15 protein-coding genes and 1 riboswitch are annotated in these 18,930 nt (G+C 44.9%); of the genes, 3 read left to right on the top strand and 12 right to left on the bottom strand.

The window, feature by feature from the left end:
- Positions 1 to 2: 2 nt before the first annotated feature.
- On the bottom strand, positions 3 to 83 hold the full coding sequence (locus QFZ77_RS06160) for a hypothetical protein (protein WP_307449296.1): 81 nt from the start codon (positions 81 to 83) through the stop codon (positions 3 to 5).
- Between the two features lie 181 nt (positions 84 to 264).
- On the opposite strand from QFZ77_RS06160, the gene QFZ77_RS06155 reads away from it, so the two are divergent.
- Positions 265 to 1,029 carry an SDR family oxidoreductase gene (locus QFZ77_RS06155; RefSeq protein WP_307437551.1) on the top strand — a complete coding sequence of 255 codons (765 nt, stop codon included), beginning with the start codon at positions 265 to 267 and terminating at the stop codon, positions 1,027 to 1,029.
- Between the two features lie 48 nt (positions 1,030 to 1,077).
- Here the strand turns inward: QFZ77_RS06155 and QFZ77_RS06150 are convergent, their stop codons facing one another.
- The 11 genes from QFZ77_RS06150 to QFZ77_RS06100 form a co-directional block, all read right to left on the bottom strand.
- A complete protein-coding gene (locus tag QFZ77_RS06150) occupies positions 1,078 to 2,154 on the bottom strand; it encodes a methyl-accepting chemotaxis protein (RefSeq protein WP_307437548.1) in 1,077 nt (358 codons plus the stop codon).
- Positions 2,096 to 2,905 carry a cache domain-containing protein gene (locus QFZ77_RS06145; protein WP_307437545.1) on the bottom strand — a complete coding sequence of 270 codons (810 nt, stop codon included), beginning with the start codon at positions 2,903 to 2,905 and terminating at the stop codon, positions 2,096 to 2,098. The genes QFZ77_RS06150 and QFZ77_RS06145 overlap by 59 nt, the downstream gene beginning before the upstream one ends.
- 189 nt (positions 2,906 to 3,094) lie before the next feature.
- Entirely contained in the window at positions 3,095 to 4,078 is a 984-nt protein-coding gene (locus QFZ77_RS06140; protein WP_171649599.1) for an ABC transporter permease, read from the bottom strand.
- Between the two features lies 1 nt (position 4,079).
- Positions 4,080 to 5,159 carry an ABC transporter permease gene (locus QFZ77_RS06135; RefSeq protein ID WP_307437540.1) on the bottom strand — a complete coding sequence of 360 codons (1,080 nt, stop codon included), beginning with the start codon at positions 5,157 to 5,159 and terminating at the stop codon, positions 4,080 to 4,082.
- Positions 5,152 to 6,693, bottom strand: coding sequence for an ABC transporter ATP-binding protein (locus QFZ77_RS06130; protein ID WP_307437538.1), 1,542 nt, complete (start codon positions 6,691 to 6,693; stop codon positions 5,152 to 5,154). Before QFZ77_RS06130 ends, QFZ77_RS06135 begins: the two co-directional genes overlap by 8 nt.
- 129 nt (positions 6,694 to 6,822) lie before the next feature.
- Positions 6,823 to 7,896, bottom strand: a complete 1,074-nt coding sequence (locus QFZ77_RS06125; protein WP_307437535.1) for a BMP family lipoprotein — start codon at positions 7,894 to 7,896, stop codon at positions 6,823 to 6,825.
- 258 nt (positions 7,897 to 8,154) lie between these two features.
- Positions 8,155 to 9,693 (bottom strand): putative bifunctional diguanylate cyclase/phosphodiesterase, encoded by a 1,539-nt coding sequence (locus QFZ77_RS06120; RefSeq protein ID WP_307437533.1) that lies wholly within the window; start codon positions 9,691 to 9,693, stop codon positions 8,155 to 8,157.
- An 86-nt stretch (positions 9,694 to 9,779) separates the two neighbouring features.
- A riboswitch (cyclic di-GMP riboswitch) is annotated at positions 9,780 to 9,867 on the bottom strand.
- A gap of 61 nt (positions 9,868 to 9,928) precedes the next feature.
- Positions 9,929 to 11,185 carry a threonine ammonia-lyase IlvA gene (gene ilvA, locus QFZ77_RS06115; RefSeq protein WP_307437531.1) on the bottom strand — a complete coding sequence of 419 codons (1,257 nt, stop codon included), beginning with the start codon at positions 11,183 to 11,185 and terminating at the stop codon, positions 9,929 to 9,931.
- A 324-nt stretch (positions 11,186 to 11,509) separates the two neighbouring features.
- The gene (locus tag QFZ77_RS06110; RefSeq protein ID WP_307437528.1) at positions 11,510 to 13,870 is read right to left on the bottom strand and encodes an S-layer homology domain-containing protein; all 2,361 of its coding nucleotides are present in this window, start codon (positions 13,868 to 13,870) and stop codon (positions 11,510 to 11,512) included.
- A 263-nt stretch (positions 13,871 to 14,133) separates the two neighbouring features.
- Positions 14,134 to 14,847 carry a 23S rRNA pseudouridine(2604) synthase RluF gene (gene rluF / locus QFZ77_RS06105; protein ID WP_307437523.1) on the bottom strand — a complete coding sequence of 238 codons (714 nt, stop codon included), beginning with the start codon at positions 14,845 to 14,847 and terminating at the stop codon, positions 14,134 to 14,136.
- 170 nt (positions 14,848 to 15,017) lie between these two features.
- A complete protein-coding gene (locus tag QFZ77_RS06100; RefSeq protein ID WP_307437520.1) occupies positions 15,018 to 15,593 on the bottom strand; it encodes a chymotrypsin family serine protease in 576 nt (191 codons plus the stop codon).
- A gap of 78 nt (positions 15,594 to 15,671) precedes the next feature.
- On the opposite strand from QFZ77_RS06100, the gene QFZ77_RS06095 reads away from it, so the two are divergent.
- Positions 15,672 to 16,295 (top strand): NAD(P)-dependent oxidoreductase, encoded by a 624-nt coding sequence (locus tag QFZ77_RS06095; RefSeq protein WP_307437517.1) that lies wholly within the window; start codon positions 15,672 to 15,674, stop codon positions 16,293 to 16,295.
- 225 nt (positions 16,296 to 16,520) lie between these two features.
- Positions 16,521 to 18,929 (top strand): S-layer homology domain-containing protein, encoded by a 2,409-nt coding sequence (locus tag QFZ77_RS06090; RefSeq protein WP_307437515.1) that lies wholly within the window; start codon positions 16,521 to 16,523, stop codon positions 18,927 to 18,929.
- The last annotated feature ends 1 nt before the right edge of the window (position 18,930 follow it).

The raw sequence follows: 18,930 nt of genomic DNA, 5'->3' as shown, positions 1-18,930 counted from the left end.
TTTTAAGGTCGCAGTGTCTCAAGGCACCGATTCGCCACCTCCGCAAGCATCGGATAAAATCCTTCACGCAGTTCCTGAAGCATGTTCATAAGGGGGTACTGATCATATCTGTACTCCCCACTCCCAAACCTAAATGTTCCCACATCGATCGTAAAAGTATACCTCCGAATGGCTCTTTTTTTCGCATTCGCTAATGAGAGAGCAACATTTCGAATGTCACCCTGTGATAAAACTAAACATGAAAACATTTAAGGAGATGAGGATATGAGCATGCTGAAAGGTAAAATCGCTTTAGTAACGGGTGCAAGTAGGGGGATTGGACGAGGGATTGCACTGCGTCTCGCACAGGATGGCGCCATAGTCGCCGTACATTACGGAAAGAATCATAACGCCGCGGAGGGAGTGGTTCGTGAGATTCTGCATAAAGGCGGCTCCGCCTTTACATTAGGTGCGGACTTGAATGCCGTAAACGGCGTTCGTGATTTATATGTGGACTTGGACGAAGCCCTCGAGAAGCACACTGGCGGTAATCAGTTTGATATTCTTGTTAATAACGCCGGAATCGGGCAAGGTGGAACCATCGAGGAGACGACGGAACAATCTTTTGACGAAGTCATGGGCATCCATGTCAAAGCACCGCTATTTCTTATCCAACACGCTTTGCCACGTCTGAGAGACGAGGGCCGTATCATCAATATTTCTTCGGCTGTCACACGTTTGGCTTTCCCTAATCTTCTGGGCTACAGCATTTCGAAAGGTGCGCTCAACACACTCACCTTCGTCTTAGCTCAGCATCTTGGGAATCGCAGCATTACGGTGAACGCCATCTTGCCCGGTATCATCGATACCGATATGAATGCTGCAACACTGCAGGATCCAAATGGGCAGAAATTTGCTACCGGTCTCTCCCCTTTTAACAGATGGGGGCAGCCGGAAGATGTGGCCGATATCGCCGCCTTTCTTGCTTCTTCGGACAGCCGCTGGATTACAGGGCAATTGATTGATGCAAGCGGCGGATCTCATCTGTAAAATAAATAAACAAAGCACCTCACCGATAGTCGGATGAGGTGCTTCGTTTTATTTCAACTTGAAGCGGTTGATTTGATCCTGTAGATCGACCGCCAACACGCTAAGCGATTCGGAGGAGGAGCTGATCTCTTCCATCGATTGCAGCTGACCACTTGCCGACTTGGCAATGGCCTGCAGCTCATCCATAGCCTGCCTCACGATACTGACTGTCTCCTGAGAAGAGGCAGCCACCTCTTCGGTTCCCGCTGATATTTCCTCTGATGCGGCCGATACTTCTTGGATTTGGTCGTTTACATGCCCAATCGAGGCCAGAATCGATTGGAATACTTGCCCAGCCGTTTGAACGAGAGCTGAGCCTTTTTCAACCTCTGACAGTCCGCCCTGCATCGAGCTTGATGCTTCTTTCGTAGCGTTGATCGTTTCACCGATAATGGAGGTAATGTTCACGGTCGCACTGCTTGTTTGCTCCGCCAACTTCTTAACCTCGCTAGCGACGACGGCGAAGCCTCTGCCATGTTCGCCAGCCCTTGCCGCTTCAATGGAAGCGTTCAAGGCAAGCAGGTTAGTTTGTGAGGCAATTTCGGAAATAAAGCTAACAATCTGGCGAATTTGTTCGGATTTCTCCTCTAAGCCGTGCACGAGTTCGGCCGTATGTTCTACAGCATGACTGACCTGTCGCATTTGGGTAATTGCTTGTTGAATCTCCCCGTTTCCACGTCCTACTTCTTGAACGACACTTTGTGCTGTTTCCGAGACATTCGTGGATGATTCGGCAATTTTTTGCACGCCCGATGACATTTCACCCATCGCGGTCGAAATTTGTTCGGATGCCTGGTAGTTCGCTTCGGAACCCCGCACAACCTGCCCCACCGCTACAGTAATATGTTCAGAAGCCTTCGTCGATTCACTCGCAATTGCAGTGAGCTGCTCGGAAGATGCTGCGGTGTGCGAAACTGCTTCTGATATTTTGCAAATCATCTCGGAAAAAGAATCAAGCATCGCATTGATGTTCTTGCGCATCGAGGCGATCTCATCATCACCATGGTTGTTTAATCGGCCGGATAAATCACCTTGCCCTACTCGCTGCATGAGGGATGAAATCGTCGTGATTGGGCGAATCATCATCCGTGAGACGATCATAGCTAGTACAAATGACAAGCAGCGCAGAAACAGCTAGCATGATGGCTGCATTTTTCTTTAGGAGATTTACTTTCTGGAATACTTCCGATTGCTCACCGGTCAAAATAAGCTTCCAACCCGTGGATGATTTCTCCAGTTTTTCACCAATCTTCTGCGGGTGCACGAGATATGTACCGTTTGGTGAGAGTAGGTAGCCATAACCCGTTTCGCCGAATTTGATGCGATTGATGATGGATAGCATTTGTTCAGGAAAGAGGAAAGATTGCACGATGCCGCGGAAATCGCCATTGCCGTCCACAAGCGGAACATCGATGATGATAATGTTTTTACCGCTGCTTTCCTCCTTGATGATTTCGGATACCGATACTTTCTTATCAACGATAGCTTTCTTAAAATTATCAAATTTGCTTGCGTCCAACTTATCGCCAGCTGTGTCAACGGACATGCCCAGCGGGTCAATATAGGCAAAACGATACACTTCCGGATCGCTCTCCGCCATAACTTTCAGCACGGGTAAGATCGTGTTTGCTTTAGCATTCATAAACTCTGGATGGGCTTTAACAACGGATTGAATAGAAGCAATTTTGCCATTCAGCCAGGCATTGATCTCGCTTGTACTAAGCTCCGCAATATGCATTTGCTGATCTTTGGTATCAGACTCAACAACAGAAGAAGCAGCAGCGTCATTTTCACCTTTCAGCGACTTGGCTCCTAACAAGGTTCGTAAAAAAGACATTTGTGGCATTCTTCCTTCCGCGGTCATATGTAATAGATTATGAAAAATATCGAGTGGACTGGAAATTCGCCACGCTTCGACATTTTTCCTTTATTTTCCGACACAAATTGACTGGTGATTGTTTACAATGATCAGACAAAAAAACATGCACCGCCGCGGGAATATTCCCTAGCTATGCATGTTTTATTTCTATCGTTTACCTGGATCGTAAGGTTCACCAAGAGCTGATGGTGCTTTAGCCCGACCTACTGCGCCTGCCAGTACTAAGATGGTCAGTACATAAGGCAGCATGTAGAGGAATTCCTGCGGAATATTTTTCGAGAATTCGAACAAACGCATGAAGTTGTTGAGCGCCTGCGCCATTCCGAAGAAGACTGCTGCGCCCAGTGCGCCTACTGGATGCCATTTACCGAAAATCATTGCGGCCATCGCAATAAACCCTTGACCTGAGATCGTGTTATGTGAGAAGGCACTTGTTGTCGTAAGCGTAATGGTCGCCCCGCCAAGTCCGCCTAACAGACCGCTAATCAACACGGCGATGTAACGAATACGCTTCACTTTAATCCCTACGGTATCCGCGGCACTCGGGTGCTCCCCAACGGAACGAAGACGTAAACCGAATGGTGTCTTGAACAGCACATAGTAAGTAACCGCGACGAGAATTAAAGCAATGTACGTTGTTGGATAGGCATTGAAGAGAGCATATCCGATATACGGTATTTTGGACAAAATCGGAATTTCCCATTTGGAAAACACATCATTTAACGTTTCTGTTTGACCAGCACCATTGAACAGCACTTTGACCAAATATAACGTTACGCCTGCTGCCAAGAAGTTAATCACAACACCGCTGATGACTTGATTGGCTTTGAACGAAATCGTTGCTACCGCATGAATCAGAGCGAAAATGAGCGCAAATACCATGGCAGTCAATAAACCGATCCACGGGGACCAGATACCCATATTCGCCTCTTCTGCATAATAAGCACCAACAGCCGAGGCGAATGCCCCGGAAACCATGAGGCCCTCAATCCCGATATTGACTACTCCGGAGCGCTCCGAGTAAATCCCACCCAAAGCTCCAAAGATGAGCGCCGTCGAATAGACGAGCGTCGTGTTGATAAGTTCACTAAATTTCGTGAAAAACGCGTTAAGCATGGTGAGCAGGTCCATGTTACGTAGCCCTCTCTTTCTTGCGTTTACTATAGAACGGGATGAGCACCCATTTAACGATACCTTGGGTTGCAACGAAGAAGATGACCGAACCGATGACAATACGGATAATCTCCGGCGGCACATCAGCACCGAAACTCATGCCTGCTGAACCGTAAGACAATCCGCCAAACAGTGCGGCCCCGAGCACAATCCCTATTGGATTGTTAGCACCCAGCAAGGATACCGCGATCCCATCAAACCCGTAACCTGGGAAGCCTGCTGAAACAACTTGATAGTGGAATACACCAAGAACTTCAAACACGCCCGCAAGACCGGCAAAAACGCCTGAGATAAACATCGCTTTAATAATGTTCTTCTTCACATTCATACCGGCATATTTCGCGGCATCGATGTTATGGCCAACTGCACGCAGCTCATAGCCTTGTTTGGTTTTCCATAAGATGACATAGAATACAATCGCTGCGAGTATCGCAATCAGTGTACCCCAATGCATCCTCGCGTTATCTAGCATTGTCGATAGCCATGTGATACTCAGAGATGCCGACTCTTGGATCATGTAGGAGCGCTGCTGCTTCGGCTCTAGAAGAAATTGATTAATGATATAATTCGACAGGAACAAAGCGATCCAGTTCAACATAATCGTTGTAATGACTTCATTAACTCCACGCTTTGCTTTCAAATAGCCCGCAATAGCTCCCCATAGTCCACCAATAAGTGCACCGACGATAACAGCTAACGGAGCATGAATAATCCATGGAAGACCTGTCACTTTGACACCGATAAATGTGGCTCCCGTCATACCCATAACGAATTGCCCTTCGGCACCGATATTAAACAAGCCTGTACGAAAAGCGAATGCGACGGATAATCCTGTCAAAATAAGAGGGGTAATCGCCCGAATGGATTCACCTATATCATACGAATTACCGAAAATGCGAGAAAATAGCGCCCCATAGGCGGCAATTGGGTTATATCCGCCTGCCAGCATCACGAGTGCTCCGAATAACAGCCCAAGTATAATCGCAACGATCGGATTCACCGCTGATTCACTTGTAAAAATGCGAGCAACCTTATTCATGAGCAGCTCCTTTCTCTGTGCGCTTACTGCCAGCCATAAGCAAACCAATCTCTTGATCGTTCGTCTCCTGCGGCAGCACTTCTCCCACAATCTGTCCTTCATAGATGACGGCAATGCGATCCGACACATTCATAATTTCATCCAACTCAAAAGAAATCAACAAAACTGCTTTGCCTTTGTTCCGCTGCTCGATCAATTGACGATGCACGAACTCGATTGCACCGACATCCAATCCTCGCGTCGGTTGCGCGGCAATGAGAAGATTGGGATTTTTGAATATTTCCCTGGCAATAATCGCCTTTTGCTGATTACCACCCGACAACGATCGCGCTTTATTGTAGATACTTGGAGTTCTAACGTCGAACTGCTTGATCAACGCTTCCGCATGGCGGTCGATAGCTTCATAATTCAAGAAACCAGCTTTGTTATACGCAGGATGAAAATACGTTTCCAGCACCATGTTCTCGCTCATTGTAAAATCGAGCACGAGTCCGTGCTTGTGCCGGTCCTCAGGAATATGGGACAATCCAGCCTCGGAGATTTCTCTCGGCGTATGGTTGGTAATATCGCTTCCCATCAGCAGCACACGACCGCTATCAATGGAACGCAGCCCAGTTAATGCCTCGATTAACTCACTCTGTCCGTTGCCATCGACACCGGCGATACCCAGAATCTCTCCGGCTTTCACCTCAAAGTTAAGCCCCTTTAGAGCAGGCAAACCCTGCTGGTTACGCGCGACTAGTTCTTGCACCTGGAGAACGGGTTCTCCGAGCTTCACATCCTGCTTGTTCACTTTGAAGGAGACGTCGCGCCCAACCATCTTCTCTGCCAGAATCTGCGGATTCGTCTTCGAAATTTCCAACGAATCAATCACTTTGCCCCGACGAATGATTGTCACGGTATCGGCAATCTCCATAATTTCTTTCAGCTTATGTGTAATGAGAATGATGGATTTGCCCTCTTTGACAAGATTGCGCATAATGACCATCAATTCACTAATCTCTTGCGGCGTTAGTACAGCTGTAGGTTCATCAAAAATAAGAATATCGGCGCCGCGATACAGCGTTTTCAATATTTCCACACGCTGCTGCATGCCGACAGAGATATCTTCAATTCTCGTTTTTGGATCCACACGCAAACCATATTGCTCCGATAACTTGCGTACTTTGTCTTGCGCTGTTTTGTAATCGATTTTCGACCCTTTTTTGGGCTCCATGCCCAAAATGATGTTTTCTGTCACGGTAAATGGCTGAACCAGCTTGAAATGTTGATGCACCATACCAATGCCAAGCTCGATAGCACGATTCGGGCTATCAATAAATACTTCCTTGCCTTGCACTTTAATATTACCTTCATCCGGTTGATAAAGACCGAATACAATGTTCATTAGTGTTGATTTACCCGCACCATTTTCGCCAAGCAAGGCGTGAATTTCACCCTTCATCAGCTTTAAGCTAATGGCATCATTCGCCACTATTCCTGGAAACCGCTTCGTAATGTTGCTAAGTTCAACAACAGGGACTACTTCACTCATCAGATCACCCTAAGGATCAATTTTTTTAATTACCTCTAAAACTAAAGAACAAGGCTAGTTATTATAACCAGCCTTGTTTGAACAGAAGCAAACCTATCGTTCGTAACCGCAATGCCTTTTATACCTAAATTAAGGTTTTTCAGGAACTTTGATTTCGCCGCTAATAATTTTTGCTTTGAACTCATCCACTTTTTTCAAGATTTCCGCGGATACGTTCTTCTTGGAAGTTTCAGGAAGGCCTACGCCATCGTCTTTCAAACCAAGTGTAACCACTTTACCACCTTGGAATTTGTTGTCGATAATGTCTTTGGAAACACGAATAACTGCTGTGTCAACACGTTTCAACATGGAAGTCAGTGTTACTTCATCGCCGAACTCAAGGGATTGGTCTTTATCTACGCCGATAACCCAAACCTTTTTACCGTTTTTCGCGCGGTCTTTCGCTTCGTTGAATACACCATTACCTGTGGAACCAGCTGCGTGGAAAATAACATCAGCGCCATCGTTGTAGATCGTAGCTGCTGCTGCTTTACCAAGGTCTGGCTTGTCAAAAGCGCCTGTATAGTTAATTTGAACTTTAGCATTTGGATTAACCGCTTTAACGCCAGCTACGAAACCAGCTTCAAAACGTTTGATAACCGGGATGTCGATACCGCCAACGAAACCGATTTTGTTTGATTTGGTTGTTAGACCTGCAACTACCCCAACAAGGTAAGAACCTTCTTGCTCAGAGAATGTTACGGATTCTACGTTTGGAGCTTCTACGACATTATCAATGATCGCTAATTTAGCATTTGGGTTTTGTGTTGCTACTGTTTTTAGTGCATCGCCCATCAAGAAGCCGATACCCCAAGTCAGGTTGTAGCCGTCTTTAACGAATTGGTTTAAGTTAGGTGTGTAATCTGCATCGCCTTTACTTTCAAGGTTTTTCACTTTAACGCCTGTTTGTTTCTCAAGCGCCTTCAAACCTTCCCATGCACTTTGGTTAAAAGATTTATCGTTGACGCCACCAATATCGGTAACCATTCCGATTTTGAAATCTTTACCGCTGTTGTTGCTTGGTGCCGCTGAAGCTGTTGCTGCTGCAGTAGTAGCTGGAGCCCCTGAAGCCGCCGGTTTCGTTTCTTCTTTTTTGGCACAGCCGGAAAGAGCTAATGCAGAAACCGTTACAGCCATAAGAGCTGTTGAAAGCATTTTCTTCATCTTAATTACCCCCATAGGATCATTTAATTAAAAACCATGAAATCTCACATCGTAGGTTGACCAAAATTAGTTAAATTATGTAAGACTGGCTATAAGCTTGAGTGTATCATTTTGAAACCCAACAGAAAAGCGATACACGAGCTAAACAACATAATTCGTTATGTCATACAAGTTGACATGGTCTTTTTGTAAGCCCCTACAATATAGGTTCCAAGCCCCAATTATTTATTATACTACCACTGGTTAATAAAATCTAGATTACCCTTTGTTAATTTTATCGTTCATAAGCCTCAGGAATTGTTCGGGTCCTAACGGGCTGCTGAACAGCATTCCTTGCACTTCCGTACACTGCAAAAGTCTCAAATGCTCCAGTTGTTCTTCGGTTTCAACACCCTTTGCAATTAAATTCAGACCTAGACGGTGAGCCATGCGAATAATGGCAGCAGCCAGCAGCTGATTCTCATCGTCGTCGACCAAATCCCGGATCAATGTACTATCCAATTTAACGCTATCGAGCGGCATTCCTTCGAGCCCGCTTCGTGTAAATAGGCCTGTACACAAGTCATCCATAACGATACGCACACCAAATTTCTTCAGCATAATCAATTTTTCACTAGCCTCTTGTACATTGGAAGATGTGATGCTTTCCGTAAGGTCCAGCTCCACCAACATCGGATCCAACCCTGTTTCTTTCAAAACAACAGCAATTTCTTCAATAAAATGCTCATCTTTAAACTGCGAAGCCGTTACTGGTAGGGTTATTCTCAGCGGTGTGTAGCCATCGTCCTGCCAGATTCTCATCTGTCTGCACGCCGTTCGTACAGCCCATTTCCCGATGGGTATCATGAAACCCATTTCCTCGGCCGCTTTCTTCCAATCCATGCTAGGTGTGAGGAGGTTGTCTCCCTTGCTCCAATATATGATCGCTTCCATTCCGATTAATTTCCGATTTGTTATTTCATATTGAGGCTGATATAGGATTTCAAATTGATTGTTGTCTAAGGCCAATCGCAGCTCTTTCTCCATGTGAGCTTTGCTCTTGACCATAGCATCGATGTCAGAGGCATAGAATTGAAACTGGTTATGTCCTCGGTTTTTGGCCTCATACATCGCTTCATCTGCATACGCCATCAGCTGCTCAGGCAGCTTGCCATCTAACGGATACAGAGCTATCCCTATACTAGCTGTTATGGTTACTGGCATGCCATCTAGGATAAAAGGCTCTTCCAGAGCCATTTGAATTCGGGAAGCTACAACTCTTGCATCTTCAGGCTTTGTAAAAGATTCTAGTAATATAGTAAACTCGTCGCCACCTTGGCGGTACACCGTATCCGATCCCCGCAGGCAGCCCAGTAAACGTTCTGCTGCAAGGCGAATTAAACGATCCCCATAAGCATGACCTAATGAATCGTTGACATCCTTGAATCTGTCCATGTCCAAGAACATAACAGCCGCCATCTGTTCACTACGCTGCGCATGCAGGAGCGCCCGCTCCAATCGGTCATTAAACAATCGGCGATTAGGTAATCCCGTTAATGTATCATGATAGGCCAAGAAGGCAAGTTGTTTGCTCTTTTCTTCCTGCTTCTTACTAGTAAGAAGCAGTTGTCGGACACTCTTCGCAATAAACAGACAGATTAGCGCTTGAAAAAGCATACTAATGAAAACGTAAGGCGAAAAGGAGAAAGAAGAAGCAGCAAGTAGATTAACGGTCAACAAAAAGAAGCCCAGCACGCCTAGATAGACCAACGTTTGCGCTTTCATATGCTGTATCCACTTAGAAAATATGCCTCTCATTCATGAACCTCCTTATCTGATATTTAAAAAAGGCTATTCCGAATCGGAATAGCCGTAGGTGTACCTGTCTAGGTAAACTGCAACCTGTCGGCAGCCAGCCATCATTGTTGCGAGGGCAACCTTAGATCTGCAGCTTTGCGTCCTTACCTTTCGATAAGTTTGCCTTTACGATATTAAGGAAATAAGCGGGACTAATTAACTATATCATAGTCATTCCACATTTGGCTATTTTTCCTTAAATAAGCAAGTTAAAGAGCTTGGGGTCTTTATTTATTTCTATATAGCCATAATCTTTCTGGGATAGGCGCTCAATAAGCCCCTCATAATCATCTTTATTTTTGAGCTCTATGCCGACCAACGCCGGAGCATCGTCGCGGTTATTTTTTTTCGTATACTCAAATCGGGTAATATCGTCTGTGGGTCCTAAGACTTCTTCCAGAAATTCGCGCAAGGCCCCAGCACGCTGCGGGAAATTAAGAATAAAGTAGTGCTTCAAGCCTTCATACACGAGCGATCTTTCTTTAATCTGCTGCATACGGTCGATGTCATTGTTGCCGCCGCTGATGATACAGACCACATTCTTACCGCGAATCTGCTCCCGATAGGTATCGAGTGCTGAAACGGGGAGTGCGCCAGCGGGCTCAATGACAATCGCGTTATTGTTGTAAAGCTCAAGAATGGTTGTACATTCCTTGCCGGAAGGGACAATTACAATATCCTCCAACTTTTCTTTGCAAATGTCAAAGGTAAGCTCGCCGACCCGCTTCACGGCTGCACCGTCTACAAACTTCTCGATCGTGGATAAGGTCACGACCTTCCCCTGCTTGAGCGCTTCCGTCATGCTTGCCGCGCCTTCTGGCTCTACACCGATGATGCGCGTTCGTGGAGAAACACTATCCACATAGGTCGCAACTCCCGCTACAAGTCCACCTCCGCCAATCGTTGCGAAGATAAAGTCAGGAGATTCGGGCATCTGATTCATGATCTCAAGGCCAACCGTGCCTTGCCCGGCAATCGTACGGACATCATCGAAGGGGTGTATAAACACCTTATTCTCTTGAGCACAGTAGGCTTTGGCATGGTTAGAGGAATCATCGAATGAATCACCTGTGAGAATAACTTCAACAAACGATCCGCCAAATAGCTTAACTTGGGAAATCTTTTGTCTAGGCGTTGTCGTCGGCATGAAGATTTTGCCTTCAATACCGAGCTGTTTACAGGAATAAGCCACACCCTGCGCATGATTGCCGGCGCTCGCACACACGACACCCGCTTCGCGTTCCTCTGGCGTTAAACTTTGAATCACATTATACGCTCCACGAATTTTGAAAGAACGAACAATTTGCATATCTTCACGTTTAAGATAAACGTTGCATTCATACAAGTTAGAGAGCAGCTCATTGCGTTGCAATGGCGATGGTTCGATCACCCTGCTGAGCACATGATTGGCCCTAATAATATCTTCCAAACCTACTTTACTGGAAACAACCATTTTCTCTTACTCCCTTTCTCCACATTGTGCTATTAAAGTTTTAAAGATTATTGTAACACAACTCTACCCGCCTGTACGAAAATAATATTGGTATAGCAAATATGCTGCTTACATCGTCATCATTTTCGGCGTTCTGTATTTCCTAGTTCGATATGTGTTCCCAATGTTCTAAAGCTAGGACTTAAGTTGTGTTGTAACCTCATCAAAGAGGGCACGATCTGGAGCTCGGTCAACCACAAGAAGCCTCAAAACCCACTTGTTAGTGGATTTGAGGCTTCTTTTAGTGATATTAGAGGAGTTAGCTAACTCCCCTCAACCACTTAGTTAGTAATAGTAACGAGGCTGCTCCTGAAGCTCAGACCGTCTTTGCAAAAAGCGATAGAAGGCGCTGGCCGCCTGTGCTTTGGTCACTTCTTGCTGAGGTACGAATTGTCCATCGTCCAGAGACATAATATTCAGCCCCACCACAATGGCTGCGTCGCCAACATGCTTAAGTTTAGCAGCATCTGCGAAATTGCCATTGAAGATGCCATCGAACTTCGTCAGGCTCTTGTAGCCAAGCGCCTTCACGATCAGCTGTGCCATTTCCTCCCGATTCATCGCAGCTTCTGGATTGAAATCAGCACCTACATCTAACAAACCGCGATCAACCGCATTTTCGACATAGGCAAAATAAGGAGAAGATTTACTCACATCGGCGAAGGATGCCTTCCGTTCTGCCCCGTAATAAATACCACCGTTACCGCCATTCATGGCAATAACGAGCATTTTGACCAACTCACCACGTTGAATGGTTTGATTCGGATTCACTTTGCCATCCTTCACATCCAGCGCTTGATAATCAAGCATAAGCTGAAGCTCATTTTTAGCCCAGTGATTGTCAATGTCGCTTACTGTCACTTTATCCAAGGAAATCACTTCACCCGTTTCACTATTCCGCCATTGACTAGTTTGCGCATCCAAGAGGAAAGGTTCACGGTTAAATTTAGGAACGAGTGAATAGACAAGCTTTGCATCTAGTTTCCCGTCTGTTTTCAGATCCATGGATTGCGGGACATCCCCAGCAGCCACCATGACTCTGTATTTCTCCAGTGGAATCCCACCGATGAACCCGGTGCCTTCAACCACATAATTTAACTTGATGTCGAACTGCGCGAGCCAAAGATCCTTGGCTTTATCAATGGCCAGCACCTGCGGCTTCTGCTGTGGATATGGCAGATTGCTGATAGAGAAGTGATAACCAACAATTTGGCCGGTTACACGATCGATGCTTACCGTCACTTCTTCATTCCCGGCATTTACGCCATCAATCACGCGCTTAAAACTAATATCCCAATTGCGCATATGCTTCAGTTGATCTTCCGAATAATTTTTAGCCGTTTGTACACGAAGCAACAACTGATCGGTATAAGCAGTAAGCTGCTTTTTCACAAAATCAACACCTGTTGTTATCGCATCTTCCAGGGCAATTTTACCCTCTATATCTTTATCGGCATCAGGACCATAAGGGGTGTAGCTGCTGAAATTCGTAATCTCTCCGGTCTTGCTATTCACGCTAGCCCATGCACCTTTGCCGACAATTTTAACTTTAGAATCCTTCTCAGACGTCTCATTCCAACTTAAATTCCAATTTGAATTGGTTTCCCCTGTTTCAGGGTTGGTGAATTCATTATAAGATGCTTCTTGGATTTTGTAGTCGGAGGATAGGTTGAAAACCGTTGTCACCTTCTTAACAGCCTCTTCCTTAGTCAGGTCCAAGGTAGCTTCTGGCTTAGCAGCCAGTGGCTTGTCGGTTAACGGCTTATTCCCCTCAACATCCTCCAGCCCTTTGACTGGGCTCCAGATCTCACCGGTTTCTGCATTCAGGGAGAAGCCGCCAAGCATGTAAGAAATAATCGGCAATTTCTTACCTTTGGCACCGTATGGAATCTGGTAAAGTAAAGAAAGATTCGCCTTATCGCGGAACATTTGGGCAGCTTTCTCCTTAGCAATCGGCGTTACATTCTGCTGAAACGTGACATTATCATCCCAATTGTAGTTATAATTCGTAACCTGTCCGTCCCCATTGACGACCACATTGATACCATTTAGAGCAAAAGGCACACCGCCAACAGATCGATCGAACCGAATATTGTACTGGTAATTACCATTCAGCGGCGTACGAAATGCATTCTCCTCTGAATCATTGTATACAAGTTCCTTCTGCTTCTCTGGGTTCATTTTGCCAACAAAGGCAGAAGCGACTTCCTTGGCAGCTTTGAAATCCACCTTCGGTGGATAGCTAGGTTTATGGTCAGGGTCATTGTCATTCATGGAATAGGAAGTCAGCGTTCCGTCCAAGCCGTTAATCGATATGTTTAAAGAGCCGTAATTCCGATCTTTTACCATTTTGGAGTAATTAATGTTCCACGTCGGGAAATTCCGGCCATTCATGTTGTAATAAGCATTCAAACTGATGGATTGAAACGTATAACCTTCCGGCAGCGTTATGTAGGTCTTAGCTCGTTCAATGGCTTGTTCTTTGGTAATTTTGGCATCCAGCTGCTTATCATCTTTACCGGGAGATACAGGGGGTGCAATGGACGTGCTTCCTACAGCAGCTTCAGCCGCCCAAACCCCAGGTGCAGCAGTGAGCAGCAGTGTCGAAGCGAGTACCAACGTTCCTGCTTGTTTGATTAATTTCAAAGTCATCTTCCTCCTCAACGTTTTACGTTCCAAAATACAGCTTTAAAGCTTTAGAAACATAGAGATTCCATAATAATCCTTGACGTTTAAAACTGGAAAAAAGTTGCTTTAGAAACTCGATTACTGCTATATATTTTTAATTACACGAAATGTCATTGGTTCGAAACGGTTTATGTTCAAAAAATAATAATTTTGAGCAAAAAAGCACATGTCTGAGCACTCCATTGTCGGGTGTTCATACATGTGCGATTCTTATACTGAAACTATCGGTTTGATTGGGTGTTCTCTTTGCTAAGTGTATGCATTAAATCCTGCATTTCACCTTGCGTCAAATTCCGCCATTTGCCAACCTTCAAATTACCCAGATGGATATGCATGATCCGAACCCTCTGCAGACGCACCACCCGATAACCAAACGCTTCGCACATCCGACGAATTTGCCTGTTAAGCCCTTGTGTGAGAATAATTCGGAAAACGCGGTCACCAACTTGGTAAATCTCACAAGGCTTCGTCATCGTGCCAAGAATTCGGACCCCGCTAGCCATTCCTTGCAAAAACATCGGTGTAATCGGTCGATTGACCGTCACGATGTATTCTTTATCATGGTTATTCTCCGCCCTCAGAATCTGGTTCACGATATCTCCGTTGTTGGTCAAAAGGATGAGCCCCTCAGAATCTTTATCCAGTCTGCCGATCGGAAAAATACGCTCAGAATGCCCCACGAAATCAACAATGTTGCCTCTGATATGCGCTTCGGTTGTACTTGTGATCCCTACAGGCTTGTTGAGTGCAATATAAACATGTTCCTTCTTCTCGCCAATTGGTCGACCATCGATCCGAACCTCATCCCCAGGGCCAACGACGCTCCCCAGTCCGGCAACCTCACCATTAATCGTAACGCGCTGCGCCTCTACCCACTTGTCCGCTTCCCGTCTGGAGCAAACACCGGTTTCGCTAATAAATTTGTTAATTCTCATGCTTGGGAAATTCCCTTCTATGCCGTAATCAAGTACCTACTATTATGCTGGATTCGCTCACTCGGTTCAAGTAGCATTCAAAGGGATCTATGTAGGGAACATATTGCCAAAAAAAAGATCGCCCCTCACACTGATCATACCAGATGTGCACGGGGCGATCTTTGGTGGATCTATTTCGACGATGTGGCGCGAACGACACGTAGTTGCTTTAGCATCTCTGCCGATAAAGGTCGAACATAGGCATAATTCCCCTTTGGAGCAGCCCCTGTAACTCTACCTGCCTTGAAACCTCCAGTTCCTGCAGGAATGGCTACCCGCAAACCAAACGTATTCAGAACGCTTGCAATCGGGGTACTAACAGAACGAGTGCCACTGCCCGCAAAGTTCAAAGCAGCCGCAAACCTACCTCTCATCCAGACAGAGCCTGAATCACCAGGCAATGATATGTTATTCGGTGCTGTAAGCAAAGTCTGATTGCGGAACTGTAAGGTGGCATTGCCAAGCTCACGGTAAGGTCCAACATTAAATTGCATACCAATACTTTCGACAGTACCAATAACAAGTCCGGTTGTACGCCCTGATTTAAAAAAACGGTCACCGACACTGTAACTTAGTAAATGACCTTGTGGAACAATCAATTGGCCCGTTGAGCTGACCAAGTAAAAAATAAATAGATTCTTGCACCGTCTGAACAAAGGGTTCAGGACCGATGAATCCGTTATGACAAGACAAGACAATGCGAGCATATCTCGGGGAAATTCCCACCCCCGAGTGTGATAAGCGTATAATAATGATAACCATTAAAGAAACAGGGAGGCCCCATCATGCATATTCTCATATTAGGAGCCACAGGAAGAGTAGGAAGAAGAATTTTTGAAAAAGCACTAGCGAACGGACACGAAGTCACTGCACTCGTTCGAAGCATTGAGAAACTGCCGGGAATTCACTCTGAAGGCTTAACCATGCTTCAAGGGGACGCTCGTAACGGAGAAGATCTACATGCTGCCCTCCGCGGGGCGGAGCTGGTCATAAGCTGCCTCGGCACCGATGGCGGCACGGTGCTGACCGAGTTTACGCCTCTGCTCATAGAGGCTATGAAGACACACGGCGTAAGCCGAATAGTCACTGTCGGTACAGCCGGCATTCTGCAAAGCAGAGAGCATCCCGGCTTGCTGCGCTATGAGACGCCGGACTCCCGGCGCTCCTCAACACGCGCCGCCGAGGAGCATCGCAAAGCATGGGAGCAGCTCGCTGCCTCGGGCTTAAGTTGGACAGTCGTCTGTCCAACTTATTTACCCGACGGCGAGCCACAGGGGCAGTACCGCATCGAGCGGGACTATTTGCCCGAAGGCGGGATGTCTGTCTCCGTGGGCGACACCGCGGCTTTCACCTACCGAGCCGCTCTCGAGGGCGAGTATGTGGGGTGTCGTGTGGGGATTGCTTACTAGCGTGGAGTAAAGAAATGAAAAAAAACACCTTATTTGTCGTAGCACTTACGATAAAATAAGGTGTTTTTTCATGTTAAACATTTTACTATTAATAAATTCCGTTATTTATTCTATATATTTCTATTTATGTATATAATTAATTTGAATTTACAAGGAAAATGTTGTAAATTGTCATTTCATGTCATTTAAATATTACAGATTATTCAATCCGTGGGAGGAACCAGCATGAAGAAAATGAAATTCATTTATTTTACTCTAGCCCTATTGTTAGCCATTGGAGTAGGCATTCCAACAGGCGGTTATGCGAACGACTCTACAAACATGCAATCAAAGACAAGCTTATCATCTTCACTATCCGACGTTAAGGGACACTGGGCAGAACAAACAATTACAGGTTATGTTTACAACAATGTAGTTCAAGGCTATCCGGACGGCACCTTTAAACCTGATAGTTCTATCACTAGAGCTGAACTCGTTACAATTATCAACAAACTTTTTGGTTTTCAACAAGCCTCATCCGAGCTTTCATTTTCAGATGTAACAATGAACGATTGGTTCTTTAAAGATGTTGCAACAGCACAAAACGCTAAATATATTTCAGGCTATGCCGATAATACTTTCAGAGCAGACAACCAGATTACAAGAGAAGAAACAGCGGTTCTCATTACCAATATACTTTCTTTAAAAAGGTCTTCGTCTGCCAATTCCTTTACAGATACAAACAATAGCCCTGAATGGAGTAAAAGTGCGATTGGCTCTGTTATTGACGCCAAGATTATGAATGGCTATGAGAGCAATGTTTTTAGACCAACATCAAACTTAACTAGGGCCGAGGCATTGACAGTATTGGAGAAAGCCTTAGCTGCTAAATCAATAACTTATAAAACAGCAGGCGTCTATGGTCCAGAAACAGGCGTAGAAAAGATCAAGCAGAATGTCATTATAGATGCCGCCAATGTCACTTTGAGAAATGTAGAGATTGAAGGTGATCTTCTTCTAGGTAAAGGTATTGGTGAAGGAGATGTCACTCTCAAAAATGTTAACGTCCATGGAACTACGACAGTGCGTGGCGGTGGCGAGAACAGTATTCATTTTGAAGACTCAATTATGGTCACCATTGTTGTAGATAAAGCTACTGGCAAGGTACGTATTGTTGCTAACGGAGCAACACAAGTGGGCAACGTTACAGTGCAATCAAATGCAAAAATTGAGGCTGAGACAGGTTCAAAGATCAATAGTGTAACACTATCTGAAGCTTTACCTAAAGACTCACGCATTCAGTTAGTAGGTTCATTTGAAACCGTCAACGTTGTTGCCCAAAGCATTGTCATTGAGCTTCCAAAGGGATCGGTGAAAGACTTTAACGTTGGAAAAGCTGCTTCTGATACTAAAATCGATATCGGAAATGAAGCCGCTATACTCTCTTTAATCCTTAATGCTGCAACAAATATTAGCGGCCAAGGCAAGATTTCAAACGCAACCGTAAACTCTGAAGGCGTATCGATGGAAAAAGCACCCGAGAAAACGACAAGAGGTGCCGATGTCCCGAGCGATGTTAAACTTAAGGTTGGCGGGAATGAAGTAAAAGCCGAGCAACCAGCATCGGGTACTGCACCTTCAGGAGGCGGGGACAACTCCAATGGAAATGGAACACCAGGCAATGATACAACTCCTGGAACAGGAGGCGGTCCAATTATTACCCCTATACCGTCGGGTCCTACTCCAATTTTATCTAAGGTAACTTATCAAAATACTGTTGGTGAGAACGTTTATGCGGTGAGTGACCTGGATGGTTGGATTTATATTGTTGAGAATGGAACTACGCGAAATTCTATCATTCTTGATGAAGCAGTTAAAGGTGGCAAAGGTGTAAAAATTAAAACAAAAGCTAACATAGGCTCCTACATAAATACAACTGGATTGAGCAAAACGAAAGTTCATTTTGTTGTTGTTGCTGTTAGTTCTGAGGGAAAGATATCAGATCCTAGCCATATTAAATTATACGCTGGCCCATCGGATCCCTTACAGTACGGAGATACTATTTACTTTACAGGTGATTACACAAATAAAAAATTCGGAATGTATTTTAATAAGGATATATTAAACAATCTTGCCGACATGAATGCTTTAAAAGCAGCTATCTCTTTCTCTAATGATTCCGTTAGTTTTCAACCTTTGAGTAATAAGGATGAGGTTGTTTTTGAAGGTAATACAATATCTGTAACTTTCGACGTGTATTACACAGGAACTAACAATAAACTAAAATTGAATGCTGGGTCCATTAAAGATAATTTTAACCATGTATTTGATCAAGAACTAATTTCGAAGCCTATTCGAGCAGTACCACTTGTTAAAAAAATGTCAAATGCATCTACATTCCAAGCTGGACAAACAGTTACTGTACGAGTGAATCAAGCAGAAACAGTATATCTAATTCGTTCTAATTTTTATTACAATACTAGATTTGATTTAGAAAATGAAGTCGTTGCTAAGCGAGCAATCAAAGTTGTTATCGATACGGACAAAGCCAATGTAGATGTTGATATTCCCACAATTGGTCTTGAACCAGGTAACTATCAAGTTATGATATATGGCAGCAATTCTTTCCCAATAACAATTAATGCCGCTCCATAAA

The organism is Paenibacillus sp. V4I3 (assembly GCF_030817215.1).
Lineage (GTDB): Bacteria > Bacillota > Bacilli > Paenibacillales > NBRC-103111 > Paenibacillus_E.
The sequence above is the reverse complement of the archived record's forward strand: the minus strand, read 5'-3'. Positions and strand labels throughout refer to the sequence as shown.

Excerpts from the sequence above, each read along its gene's own strand:
- QFZ77_RS06160 (WP_307449296.1), bottom strand. The coding sequence starts at position 83 with ATGCTTCAGGAACTGCGTGAAGGATTTTATCCGATGCTTGCGGAGGTG.
- QFZ77_RS06155 (WP_307437551.1), top strand. The coding sequence starts at position 265 with ATGAGCATGCTGAAAGGTAAAATCGCTTTAGTAACGGGTGCAAGTAGG.
- QFZ77_RS06150 (WP_307437548.1), bottom strand. The coding sequence starts at position 2,154 with ATGATGATTCGCCCAATCACGACGATTTCATCCCTCATGCAGCGAGTA.
- QFZ77_RS06145 (WP_307437545.1), bottom strand. The coding sequence starts at position 2,905 with ATGTCTTTTTTACGAACCTTGTTAGGAGCCAAGTCGCTGAAAGGTGAA.
- QFZ77_RS06140 (WP_171649599.1), bottom strand. The coding sequence starts at position 4,078 with ATGGACCTGCTCACCATGCTTAACGCGTTTTTCACGAAATTTAGTGAA.
- QFZ77_RS06135 (WP_307437540.1), bottom strand. The coding sequence starts at position 5,159 with ATGAATAAGGTTGCTCGCATTTTTACAAGTGAATCAGCGGTGAATCCG.
- QFZ77_RS06130 (WP_307437538.1), bottom strand. The coding sequence starts at position 6,693 with ATGAGTGAAGTAGTCCCTGTTGTTGAACTTAGCAACATTACGAAGCGG.
- QFZ77_RS06125 (WP_307437535.1), bottom strand. The coding sequence starts at position 7,896 with ATGAAGAAAATGCTTTCAACAGCTCTTATGGCTGTAACGGTTTCTGCA.
- QFZ77_RS06120 (WP_307437533.1), bottom strand. The coding sequence starts at position 9,693 with ATGAGAGGCATATTTTCTAAGTGGATACAGCATATGAAAGCGCAAACG.
- ilvA (WP_307437531.1), bottom strand. The coding sequence starts at position 11,185 with ATGGTTGTTTCCAGTAAAGTAGGTTTGGAAGATATTATTAGGGCCAAT.
- rluF (WP_307437523.1), bottom strand. The coding sequence starts at position 14,847 with ATGAGAATTAACAAATTTATTAGCGAAACCGGTGTTTGCTCCAGACGG.
- QFZ77_RS06100 (WP_307437520.1), bottom strand. The coding sequence starts at position 15,593 with ATGCTCGCATTGTCTTGTCTTGTCATAACGGATTCATCGGTCCTGAAC.
- QFZ77_RS06095 (WP_307437517.1), top strand. The coding sequence starts at position 15,672 with ATGCATATTCTCATATTAGGAGCCACAGGAAGAGTAGGAAGAAGAATT.
- QFZ77_RS06090 (WP_307437515.1), top strand. The coding sequence starts at position 16,521 with ATGAAGAAAATGAAATTCATTTATTTTACTCTAGCCCTATTGTTAGCC.